Raw genomic sequence first — 11,487 nt, forward strand, 5'->3', positions numbered from 1 at the left:
TCGGTAAGTTACGTGAGGGTAACAATCGCCGGGCCTGCTGCCGGAGGCCCGGGTCCCCGGCCCGCTACAGCGCGCTCTTCGCCTGCCAGTCGGACCACGACACGTTCCACGCGCCGTACCCGTTGCCCTCCGCGACCGTGCCCTTGGCGTCCGCGCCGGTGATCTCGAACGGGTCGCCGACCCGCACCTGCTGGTACAGCGCGGCGGCGTTGGCGTCGCTCATTCCGACGCAGCCCGAACTGTGGTTGGCCACCCCGAAGTAGGCCGCGTTCCACGGCGCCGCGTGGGCGTACATCCCCGACCAGGTCAGCCGCATCGAGGAGTCGACCATCTTGTCGTAGGCATCGCCGAGGCCGACCGTCTCGGAGCGCATGTTGATCGTGCCCTCCTTGGCCATCAGCACGGCGGTGCCGCGCCAGGACGCCTTCTCGCCGCCGGGGGTGCCGGCCGACATGGGCACGTCCATGACGGTCTTCCCGTCCCGCTTCAGCGCCAGCCGGTGACGGTCGAGATCGACCTTGACCACCTGGTCGGCGCCGATCGCGAAGGTGGTCCGGTAGTCGCGGACGAACCAGCCGCCGGACGGGCCCGAGTCGATGCCGTTGAGGTCGGCGTCGAGCGTGACCTTCGTGCCGGACTTCCAGTACTCCTTGGGCCGCCAGTCGACGCGGTCCTTGCCCGAGTAGTCCTGCAGCCAGCCCCAGGAGCCCTCGGTGTTGTTCGAGGTGGAGACCTTCAGGGCCTTCTCCACCGCCGCCCTGTCCTTGACCGGGTTGTCGAAGACGACCGAGAGCGGCTGTGCCACGCCGACCGTGGTGTTCTTGCCGGGGGCCAGCGACAGCTTGTTGACCTTGTCGGCGGCGGCGGTGGTGAAACCGGCCTTCGCGCTGCCGCCCTCGGTGTTCTTCGCCTCGACGCCGTACGTGGTGCCGGGCGCGGCCGGCCGGTCCGACGTCCAGGTCCTGCCGTCGGCGGATATCCGGCCGGTGAGCGCCTCACCGCCGTCCGCGCTCACGGTGACCGCCTTCAGCTTTCCGGTGCCCAGCGTCACTTTCACCGGCGTGCCCGGGGCCGCCTGGGCGCCCCGGAGGTTCACCGAGATCTTGGCGTCGGAGGCCGACGCGGCCGCGTGGCCCTTGTCCGACTCCGAGTCCGACGCGGCGGCACCGGAACAGGCGGTGAGCATGGTACCGAGCACCGCGGTACCGGCGATCAGGGTGAGCCGGACCGGGCGGCCGAGCGGAGCGGTACGGCGTACGGGCCGACGTGCAGCGATCAACGGAAAAACCTCCAAGGCATTGCTTCTCGTCGATGGAGAGGTATTTGTCCGACGATAGGTTCCGCAAATCGGCCAAAAGCCGGGAAATGCCCTGTGTGACATGTACCGCAGCGCAACGGTCATCGTCCGGTCACATATGCCGCTCGGCTCCGTCACGGACCGCTGTGAGCATCCTGTGCGGCCCCGCAGAGCCGACAGCGGGGCGGACCAGGGAGGGCCACGAACATGTCAGCGCTGCTCGCGACCGGAGACTGCGGCCATGACCGGGAGCTGCGGATACGCGGCCTGACCGCCGCCGAGCACCGGGCATTCCTGTCCACCCGCCCGGGGGCGAGTTTTCTGCAATACCCGTCCTGGGCCGGGGTGAAGGACCGCTGGACCTCGGAAATGGTCGGCTGGTACGGCGACTCCGGCGAACTGACGGGAACCGCTCTGGTGCTCTACCGCCAATTCCCGGGAACCCGCAAATACTTCGCCTATCTGCCCGAAGGTCCGGTGGCCGACTGGTCCGACCCGGACATCGACGGCTGGCTCGGCCCGCTCGTGGCACATCTGCGCAGGGCCGGCGCCTTCGCCGTACGGATCGGTCCCTCACCGGCGTACCGCCGCTGGGACACCGGCCGTCTCAAGGCGGCCACCGGGCCCGGCCGGAAGGTCTCCGACGTGCTGGCGACCGAGGTGGACCCGCTCGGCGCGGCCGTCGCCGATCGGCTCCGGGCCCGCGGCTGGCGCCGCTGCGGCGGCGACGGCGAGGACGCCGACGCACAGCCGCGCCATGTCTTCCACGTGCCGCTCGCCGGACGGACCCCCGACCAGCTCTGGTCCGGGCTCAACCAGGAATGGCGCCGCAACGTGCGCAAGGCCCGGCAGGCCGGGGTGCGGATCGTCATCGGCGGAGAGTCCGAACTCCCGGAGTTCCACCGGCTGCTGCGGATCACCGAGGAACGCGACGGCTTCCGGCTCGGCCGCTCCCTCGCCTATTTCCAGCGGCAGTACGCCGCACTCAACGCCGAACAGCCCGGCCGGATGAGGCTCTACCTCGCCGTCCACCAGGGCGAGATCCTGGCCGCCCACACCATGGTCAGCACCGGCCGACGGGCCTGGTACCAGACCGGAGCGTCCGCCGACCACCGCCGCGAGGTCCGTCCCAGCAACGCGTTGCAGTGGCGGATGATGCTCGATGCCCATGGGCTCGGTGCCGATGTGCACGACATGCGCGGGGTACCCTCCACCCTTGACCCCGACGACCGCCCCTTCGGGCTGCTCCGCTGGAAGCTCGGCACCGGCGGTCAGGTCGTCGAGACGCTCGGAGAGTGGGAGACATCGGTGGGCGGAGCCACGAACAACGCGCTGTACCGGGCGTTCCAGGCCTACCTGGCCCGCCGATGACGGCCACCGAAGTGACCGGCACGACGGTCGCGGACCCCAAGCCCCGTTCGGTGCTGCGCAACGGCGCCGTCATGGCGGCCGGCTCCATCGTCTCCCGGGCGACCGGGTTCATACGCTCGGCGGTCGTCGTCGCCGCGCTCGGCACCGGGCTCCGGGCCGACGGGTACAACGTCGCCAACACCGTGCCCAACATCCTCTACACGCTGCTCATCGGCGGGGCACTCAACGCCGTCTTCGTCCCCGAGCTGGTGCGAGCGGCGAAGAACCACGCCGACGGCGGGGCCGCGTACACCGACCGGCTGCTCACCGTCTGCACCGTCGGCCTCCTCGCCCTCACCGGCCTCACGGTTTTCGCCGCACCGTGGATCGTCGCGGTCTACGCCCCCGGCTACCAGGGCGCACAGGCGGACGTGACCGTCGCACTGGCCCGCTACTGCCTGCCGCAGATCCTCTTCTACGGACTGTTCACCCTCCTCGGGCAAGTACTGAATGCCCGGGGGCGGTTCGGCGCGATGATGTGGACCCCGGTCCTCAACAACGTGGTGATCATCGCCGTGTTCGGGCTCTACCTGGGCATCGCGGTGGGCTCCGACGGCACGCTCGCCCCGGCCCAGGCCCGGTGGCTCGGCTGGGGCACGACGGCCGGGATCGTCGTCCAGACGCTCGCCCTGGTGCCCGCGCTGCGCGCCGCGAAATTCCGCTGGCGCCCCCGGTTCGACTGGCGGGGCAGCGGCCTCACCCGGCCGCTGCGCGCGGCCGGCTGGCTGGTCATGCTCGTGCTGACCAACCAGATCGCCTACTGGGTGGTGACCCGGCTCTCCACCACCATCGGCCAGCGCGCCGAGAACATGGAACTGGCGGGAGGCGCCGGCTACACCGCGTACAGCTATGCCTATCAGCTGTGGGTGGTGCCGCACGGCATCGTGACCGTCTCGCTCGTCACCGCGATGATGCCCCGGATGAGCCGGGCGGCGGCCGACAACGACCTGCCGGGCCTGCGGCGCGACGTCTCGTACGCCCTGCGCACCTCGGCCGCGGTCGTGGTGCCCGCGGTGGCCCTGCTGTTCGCACTGGCACCGTGGGTGATGGGAGCGGTGTACGGGTACGGGGCCACGGACGACGCGGACATCGCCGTGATGGCGGGCATGACGATGGCGTTCGCGCCCGGACTCATCGCCTACTCGGGACAGTACGTGCTCTCCCGGGCGTTCTACGCGATGAGCGACACCCGCACGCCGTTCCTCCTCAATCTGGTGATCGCGGCGCTCAACGCCGGGCTCTCGGTCGCCGCGTATCTGCTGCTGCCGGTCCGCTGGGCCGTGACGGGAATGGCCGGCGCCTACTCGGTGGCGCTGTTCGCGGGCTTCGCGGCCACCGCGTACGTGCTGCACCGCAGGCTCGGCCGCGGTGACGCCGCCGGAACCCCGCCGGTGCGGTCGCCCGCGCTGTGGGCGCAGCTCCGGCTGGTGGTGGCGTCCGTGCCCGCCGGGCTGCTGGGGTACCTGGCCGCCCGGAGCTGCGCCGGGTTCGGGGACTTCGCGGCGGTGGGCGCGGGCTCCTTCGTGCTCCTGCTCACGGTGGCGCTGCTGGCCCGGCCGCTCCGGCTGCGGGAGGTCAGCGCCGTGATCGCGGCGGGCCGGGGACGGCTGCGGCGGGCATGACCCCGCCGGGCAGATCCGCCCGCTCACCCATTCGAATCCATTTCTTGATCGCTGGGATACTGCTGTCATGCCTCGCGTGTTGCTGATCGAAGACGACCCCTCCGTACGCGAAGGGGTCGAGCTGGGGCTGCGGCGGCGCGGCCACGAACTGCGCGCTGTGGAGAGCGGCGAGGCGGGGCTGGCCGCCCTGGGGGAGTTCCGGCCCGATCTGGTGCTCCTCGACCTGATGCTCCCCGCGATGAACGGGGTCCAGGTCTGCCGCCGGATACGCGAGACCAGCCAGCTGCCGATCATCATGCTCACGGCCCGGGGCGACGACTTCGACGTGGTCGTCGGGCTGGAGGCCGGCGCCGACGACTACATCGTCAAGCCGGCCCGTACCGAAGTGATCGAGGCCAGGATCCGTGCCGTACTGCGCAGGCTCGTCGAGCCGGCCGGGCGCGGCGGCACCGAGATCCACGGCGAACTGACCGTCGACCGGGCCGGACTCTCGGTCGCCAAGGCCGGGCAGCGCCTCCTGCTCGCACCCTCCGAACTGAAACTGCTGCTCCATCTGTCGGCTTCGCCCGAGCAGGTCTTCAGCAGACAGCAGCTCCTCGAATACGTCTGGGAGCACAGCTACCACGGGGACGCGCGCCTGGTCGACGCGTGTGTGCGGCGGCTGCGGCAGAAGATCGAGGACGTGGCGGGCAGCCCGCGCTACATCCAGACCGTCCGCGGCTTCGGATACCGCTTCGGTCCGCTCGGATGAGACTCTTCGCCGCCCGGTTCGGACTGCGTACCCGTCTCGTCGGAGCCTTCCTCCTGGTCGCGGCGATCAGCGCCGCCACCACCGCCACCCTCACTTACCGCGAGGCCCGTTCAGCCATCCTGCAACAGGCCCAGGACACGGCCGTCGACCAGTTCCGCGACCGGATCGGCGCACAGGCCGTGACCCTGCCGGTGGACGAGGAACAGCTGCGGCGGGCCTGCCGGAGCCTCGCCAATGAAGGCAAGCCGCATCCCTGGGTCGTCTTCGCCGAGTACGGGACGATCCGGGTCTCCTCCTCGAACCGTCCCACCTCCGAGGTGATCACGCCCGAACTGCAGGCCGCCGCCCGAGGCAGTGTGCACGGCTCCTTCCAACGGGTCGTCAAGGACGGCGTGCCCTGGCTGACCGTCGGAATGCCCGCCCTCATCGACCGCGGCGACGGGGGCCAGCCCACCGGACTCGTCCTCTACGCCGTGATGCGGCTCTCCACCGAGGCGGCCAATGTCGAAGCCATGGTGACCGCGGCCCGCGACGGCGCCCTGCCCGCCCTCCTGATCGCGCTGGTGCCCGCACTGCTCGCGGCCCGCAGCGTGCTGCGCCCGGTGCGCGACCTGCGGCGGGCCGCCGCAGGCATCGGCCGGGGCGAACTCGACACCCGGATCGAGGTCCGGGGCTCCGACGAACTCGCCGGACTCGCCCGGACGTTCAACGACTCGTCGACGAAGCTCCAGGAGTCGGTGGCGGAGCTCCGACAGGCGGAGGCGCGGGCCCGGCGCTTCGCCTCCGACGTCTCGCACGAGCTGCGCACCCCGCTCGCCGGAATGCTCGCCGTCACCGAGGTGCTCGACGAGGACGCGGCCCAGCTGAACCCCGACACCGCGGCGGCCGTCCGGCTGATCAGCGCCGAGACGGGCAAGCTCGCCACCCTCGTCGAGGACCTGATGGAGATCTCCCGCTTCGACGCGAGGGCGGCGGACCTCCACCTCGACGAGGTCGATGTCGCCGAAGCGATCCGCAAGACCCTGGAGAACAGGCACTGGGAGAATCAGGTCCGCACCGAACTCCCCGACGGAATACGGGCCATGCTCGATCCGCGCCGCTTCGACGTCATCGTCGCCAACCTCGTCGGCAACGCCCTGCGGCACGGTGCGGAGCCCGTCACGGTACGGCTGCGGACCGAGCGGAAGGGCGCGGTGGACCGGCTGGTGGCCGAGGTCGCGGACAGCGGTCCGGGCATCGACCCCGCCGTGCTGCCCCATATCTTCGACCGCTTCTACAAGGCCGACGCGGCCCGTACCCGGTCGGCCGGCAGCGGACTCGGACTGGCGATCACCCAGGAGAACGTACGGCTGCACGGCGGCACCGTGCGCGCCGCCGACGGGACCGGGGGCGGCGCGGTCCTCACCGTGGAACTGCCGCTGGAGGGGCCGTGAGGGGCGTACGCGCCCTCGGCGCACTGCTGCCCCTCGTCCTGCTGGTGACCGGGTGCGGGATACGGGCCACGGACGTCGTCGAGGTCGGCGACCCGGCGATCGTCGACGTGGCGCCGGGACGCGAGCAGAGCACACTGCTCTACTTCGTGTCCTCGTCGTCCGCGAACCGGCTGATGCCCGTCGTACGGCCCATCGCGATACCGGCGGAAGGCACCTTCCCTGGCGGTACGGAAGCGACGTGGGGAGGGGCCAATCGGGCGGTCGCCCTGCTCTTCGAAGGGCCGAACAAGAGCGAGGTCGAGACCGGCCTGCGCACCGAACTTCCCTACGCCCGCATCGCTCTGAGCATCGAGCTGGGCCCGGACGGTGTCCTGGTCCGGTTGAACACGGCCGTCACCACACTCTCCGAGGTGGCCCGCCAGCAGCTGATCTGCACCGCCGCGCAGGCCCGCACCGCGGACCGGGGCGAGGCGGTGAAGGTGGTCGGCACCGACGGCGTCATCGGGCCGGCCCGATGCGCCGTGTGATCCCGGCCGGTGGAAGGGGGGCCTGGCTCGACCCGGGTGGAGCCAGGCCCCCGCCTTGCTCGACTTGGGCGGGACGGGTGATCGCCATGCTGCACCTGACGCATCACGTGGCGTGTGTCGCGGCCCTCGAACCGGCCGCTCCCCGGTTCTCGACCGAAACCGGGGAGCGGCCTCGTGACGCTTTTCATCCGTACTCGTGCGGTATGCCGACTCCGGGGCCGGATGACGGGGAGCACCGCGGCCGTGCTCGGCCACAGTTCGATCCGGCCACGGCTGACTCGCGCCGTTCTCGTACGGCCGTCGCTTGCTCACCCTGCGTACAGGGAGCACAGGGGAGGGCGTCGATCTCATGGCCGGGTGTGGACGGGGTGTGGCCACTCGTAGGCGGCGAGCGGCGCGTGCGAGGAGAGTGGCGGCTCAGACCCGCATCTTGCGCCGCGCCCGGGGAGGCTTGCGACCGGTCTCGGCATCGACCGCGAGCACGGTACCGGCCTGCGTGCCCACGTAGACGACCCCGTCGGCGTAGACGGGGCCGGTGCCGCGGCCATCGAGTGCGTGCCGCCACAGGACCGCACCGGCGCTCAGGCTGATCTTGAACAGACCGCGCCCGTACTTGGTGCCGACGATCCAGCCGGACGGGCCGCAGATCGCCGGGGAGGAGGCGCCGTAACGGTTCGGCAGGTGCCAGAGGAGCCCGCCGTCGCTGCCGTCCACCGCGTACGCGCCACCGTGGCTGTCGCCCACGAAGACCAGACCCTCGGCCAGCGCCGGGGTGCTGTCGACCACGCCGGCCGCCTGTGCTCCCCACAGCTGCTCCCCGGTGACGGCGTCGTACGCGTAGAACCGGCCGGCGCCGGTGCCCGCGCAGACCATGCCTCCCGCGACGCTCGGGGTGCAGCAGCTCAACTGGCTCGCGGTGGACCCCTGGTGCCACAGCTCCTCGCCGGTCACCGCGTCGAAGGCGGTCAACTGGGCCCGCGCGCCCTGCACATAGACCCGGCCGTCGGAGACCGCCGCCGCGGCGGCCGACCCGTCGGGCAACCGTCGCTCCCAGCGCTCCTCGCCGGTCGCCGCGTCCAGCGCGCGGATCCGGGAGGTGTCGCGCAGCAGGTTGGCCGGGTGGTGGACGACGTAGAGCAGGCCGTCGGCGACCACCGGCGCACCCGAGTGGCCCACCCGCTGCCGCCAGTGCTCCTGTCCGTCCACGGCACCGACCGCGTGCAGCACACCGGACTCGCCGACGACGTACACCGTCCCGTCGGCGACCGCCGGCGTCTCCTTCAGGGCACCGATCGCGTCGAAGGACCAACGCGCCGCGCCCGTCACCGCATCCAGTGCGTAGCAGCGGCCGTCGGAACAGTTGACGTACACAGTGCCCGCGCAGACGACCGGTGCGGCGACGACCGCGTCCGGCAGCCGCACGCTCCACGCCTCGAAGCCGGACGGCAGCGTGCCCTTCGGATAGACGCCGGTGTGGGCCGGCCCACCGCGGGCCATGGCGGACGGTCCGCTGCCGGGACCGGGCACCGGCTGTGCTCCGACGGAGGGAACGGCGTCCGACACGGCCCCGCGCTCGGCGTTCGCCATCCCGTGGTCGGCATCGCCTGGGTTCTTCTCCGCCTCCGCACGGCCGTCGCCGACGCCAGGGACCGCGTCCGCCGCCTCGCCCCACAACCCCGGGTCAATGATCTCCACCAGGTCGACCAGTGAGCGCAGTCCGGTCAGGATCGCGTGGGTGTCGTCCTTCCCCCTGCGCGGCCCCGGAGGCTCCGCGTAGAAGAGGTAGCCGCCCTCCACCTGCCACTGCAACCAGCGGCGGTCGTCGGCGAATTCGCGCACGGCCGGGGTGAGCAGCCGCGCCGCCGCCTCCAGGTCCACGCTCTCCACCACATGGTTGGCGTCGTAGGCCGGGTCACCGATCTCGTACAGATGGCGGTCCGGGCGCTCGGTGACGAGCCGCTTCAGCAGCGGAACCATCGTGTCCACAGCCAGTGAGTGCCGGCTCACCGCTACCAGCGGCAGCACGGCCGGCAGTTGGACGAGGTACACGGTGCGGGCGGCCGAGGGGTCGTCGGTGACACAGTCGAAGACGCTGAACCAATGGCCGTCCAGGGTGCCGCTCACGGCGTCCAGGGCCATCGCCTTCTCGGCATCGACGCCGAGCGGCCCCGCGCACAACTGCATGCGTTCGGGATGCCAGTCCGTGTACGTCCACCGGCGTTCCTTCGCCAGACGACGCCGCGCCGCGCTGCGGTCCCGCTGATCCTTTTTCCCCGACATGCCTGCCCCCTCCATTCGCCCAAGGAGCCTACCGGCCCCAACTCCCGTCACGGCAAGGACGTCGGGCCCCGCCCGGGGACAGAATTGTCGGGATCGCCAACCGGTGGCGCTTCTGTCCGACCGGATGGGCTGTTGGCTGGGTTCGAGGGGGAGCCGGGCGCGGTTCGGCGTGGTCTGGAGAGCGCGGCCCAGCGGCGACTGCACTGGCGTAATCCTCCTCGACCGCGGGACCTGCCCTGGGCGTCGGTGATGGTCCGTGGCACCCCAGGGCGTGGATCGTCGGCGAGTCCGTCCAGCCGGTCGCGCAGGAACCTCGTGCACCCATTTGGCGACGGGTGCCCGCGGTTCACCTCCGGCCGGGCCGCGACCGCAAGGTTCGGCCCGCCCTCCGCACACGCCGGCACAATCCTCGTCGCAGGGCCGGCCCCTGCGCGGTCGTACGACCGAATGCCACCGATCGGGCGAGCGCGTCCAACGCACCGTACCCTTCGGGGCTCGTACAGTTTGCCGGACATGGAAGTAGTGCAGTGGCCCAGCATCCGGTCGGCAATGGTAGGCAGCGATGGGAACTTCCTATGATGTCGACGCCATCGGCTACGACCGAAAATGCTGCGGAATCTCTCGTTTCGCCGGTGAATTCACACAATGAGTGGGATTTGCTGGAGAAGGACTGCTTCCGGCGCGGCGCGCACCGGACGTCAGCGCCAAAGCCGCAGCTCACCGACGCGTTCTTCGAGAAGGATTTCCGCATCCCTGAGCCCGACGAGCTCTCGTGATCGACAACAAGCGAGTGATCGCAGAGCGGCACCACGTCAACATGCTGCGTGCGCTTGAGGAATGGGGATTCGAGCCGATCCCGTGCGACCTGCTGCACTGCGCGCCGTTCGGCGGCTCATTCCACTGTGCAACGCTCGATATCCGACGTCGCGGCACGCTCGAATCGTATTTCCATTGATCGGCACGCAGTTCGCGGCGCCGCTCGTCAGGCCGTCGGCCCCGGACGGAGCCGCCGTACGTCTCGCACGAGCGTGAACAGAGCGCTGAGGAAGATCACGGCTCCAGCTCCGATCCAGAGGGCCGGTGCCCCGGAGCGGTACTCACGAGCGGCAAGGACGAGCAGCAACATGCTGGCAAGGACGCCGAAGGCCGAGATCAGAGCGCTGATGCGGTTGGTCACACGGACATCATCAACGACAATCCCGGCCGGCGGGAGTGATCCAGACGAAAGACCCTAGGGCTGTCGTGTACGGACCCGGGCCAGGGGACGGGTCGGTGTCGGGGTGGGGCGGTGGTGTTGTTCGGCGAGGTGGTCCAGGCGAATCCCGTCGAGGCGGGTTCTGGTGATGCGTTCGGTGCCGTTGAGGACGGCGGTGATTGCGGCTTGGCGGATCAGCCGGGTCAGTCTGAGGGCGGCGGCCATGTCCGCCCGGTCCGCTTCGCCGATATCGGTGGTGTCGGCGAGAAGGACCGGACCGGTGCCGGGGCCGTCGCGGAACCAGGCGGGCCACAGCACGGTGCAATTCAGGGAGGGCCCGGGCAGCAGGTTCTCATCGGCCTCGTCCATGGCCCTGAGATATGTCTCGACGAGTGGGTCTTTCGGGTGACGACCGGCAGGGTCGGCCCCTATGGAGGAGAGCATGACCTGAGGGCTGTCCCGTGAGTTGCGCTGCGTCCGCGAGGGTGAGGGCCGTCGCGATCGATCGGGCCGGCCTGGCCTGAGGCGCCCAGATCCGTACCGGTTGTGCAGGGCACCGCGTCCGCGTCGGCGAGCCGTTCCGCGAACTGCTCAACCGTGGCCGTCGCCAGGTCCAGGAGGATCGGGTGCGCCCCGGCGGCTTGGACATCGTCGGCCTGCTCCGGGCTGCGGGTGAGCCCGAAGACCTGTCCGCCCCGGGCTGTGAGCAGGCGGGATGCTGCGAGGGCGAGGCGGCCGTGACTGCCGGCGACGACAACATGCACAGCACTGAAAGTAGTCACGTGTTACGTTGTGTGTTCAAGCTGTGTCGGGTGACGGTGCGAAGCCGTACAGCCCAGGGTGCCAGGAGCCGGAAGGCGCCAAGGCCGGAAGCCACTGGTACCACTCCGCCCGCTCCTCCGCCGATGGGCACCACCCCACGCTCCGCGTAACCCGTCACGTGGCCGGCGGACACGGACGGGAACCCAACAT

At 70.7% G+C, this 11,487-nt stretch carries 10 protein-coding genes and 1 pseudogene; 6 read left to right on the top strand and 5 right to left on the bottom strand.

All coding sequences use genetic code 11. The features are described from left to right. Positions 1 to 64 precede the first annotated feature (64 nt). Positions 65 to 1,279 carry an Ig-like domain-containing protein gene (locus OG611_RS33775; protein WP_266428993.1) on the bottom strand — a complete coding sequence of 405 codons (1,215 nt, stop codon included), beginning with the start codon at positions 1,277 to 1,279 and terminating at the stop codon, positions 65 to 67. A 225-nt stretch (positions 1,280 to 1,504) separates the two neighbouring features. On the opposite strand from OG611_RS33775, the gene OG611_RS33780 reads away from it, so the two are divergent. The 5 genes from OG611_RS33780 (at position 1,505) to OG611_RS33800 (ending at position 7,040) form a co-directional block, all read left to right on the top strand. Continuing rightward, positions 1,505 to 2,668 (top strand): peptidoglycan bridge formation glycyltransferase FemA/FemB family protein, encoded by a 1,164-nt coding sequence (locus OG611_RS33780; RefSeq protein WP_266428996.1) that lies wholly within the window; start codon positions 1,505 to 1,507, stop codon positions 2,666 to 2,668. Continuing rightward, a complete protein-coding gene (gene murJ / locus OG611_RS33785; protein WP_266428999.1) occupies positions 2,665 to 4,329 on the top strand; it encodes a murein biosynthesis integral membrane protein MurJ in 1,665 nt (554 codons plus the stop codon). The genes OG611_RS33780 and murJ overlap by 4 nt, the downstream gene beginning before the upstream one ends. Positions 4,330 to 4,396: 67 nt before the next feature. Continuing rightward, positions 4,397 to 5,080: a response regulator transcription factor gene (locus tag OG611_RS33790; RefSeq protein WP_266429001.1), complete on the top strand. Its 684-nt coding sequence runs from the start codon at positions 4,397 to 4,399 to the stop codon at positions 5,078 to 5,080. Further along, positions 5,077 to 6,513, top strand: coding sequence for a cell wall metabolism sensor histidine kinase WalK (locus OG611_RS33795; RefSeq protein ID WP_266429004.1), 1,437 nt, complete (start codon positions 5,077 to 5,079; stop codon positions 6,511 to 6,513). Before OG611_RS33790 ends, OG611_RS33795 begins: the two co-directional genes overlap by 4 nt. Continuing rightward, positions 6,510 to 7,040, top strand: coding sequence for a hypothetical protein (locus OG611_RS33800; RefSeq protein ID WP_266429007.1), 531 nt, complete (start codon positions 6,510 to 6,512; stop codon positions 7,038 to 7,040). Before OG611_RS33795 ends, OG611_RS33800 begins: the two co-directional genes overlap by 4 nt. 417 nt (positions 7,041 to 7,457) lie before the next feature. Here the strand turns inward: OG611_RS33800 and OG611_RS33805 are convergent, their stop codons facing one another. After that, a complete protein-coding gene (locus OG611_RS33805; RefSeq protein WP_266429009.1) occupies positions 7,458 to 9,320 on the bottom strand; it encodes a PQQ-binding-like beta-propeller repeat protein in 1,863 nt (620 codons plus the stop codon). Positions 9,321 to 10,089: 769 nt separating this feature from the next. On the opposite strand from OG611_RS33805, the pseudogene OG611_RS33810 reads away from it, so the two are divergent. After that, a pseudogene (locus tag OG611_RS33810) lies at positions 10,090 to 10,275 on the top strand (amidinotransferase); the annotation flags it as partial. A gap of 27 nt (positions 10,276 to 10,302) precedes the next feature. On the opposite strand, the gene OG611_RS33815 reads toward OG611_RS33810, so the two are convergent. Genes OG611_RS33815 through OG611_RS40980 form a run of 3 tightly spaced genes read right to left on the bottom strand, consistent with a single transcriptional unit; the run spans position 10,303 to position 11,297 of the window. Next, positions 10,303 to 10,497 carry a hypothetical protein gene (locus tag OG611_RS33815; protein WP_266429012.1) on the bottom strand — a complete coding sequence of 65 codons (195 nt, stop codon included), beginning with the start codon at positions 10,495 to 10,497 and terminating at the stop codon, positions 10,303 to 10,305. A 54-nt stretch (positions 10,498 to 10,551) separates the two neighbouring features. After that, entirely contained in the window at positions 10,552 to 10,884 is a 333-nt protein-coding gene (locus OG611_RS33820; RefSeq protein WP_266431475.1) for a hypothetical protein, read from the bottom strand. A gap of 59 nt (positions 10,885 to 10,943) precedes the next feature. After that, positions 10,944 to 11,297, bottom strand: coding sequence for an NAD(P)H-binding protein (locus tag OG611_RS40980; protein WP_353962575.1), 354 nt, complete (start codon positions 11,295 to 11,297; stop codon positions 10,944 to 10,946). Positions 11,298 to 11,487: the final 190 nt, after the last annotated feature.

This window comes from Streptomyces sp. NBC_01363 (assembly GCF_026340595.1).
GTDB lineage: Bacteria > Actinomycetota > Actinomycetes > Streptomycetales > Streptomycetaceae > Streptomyces.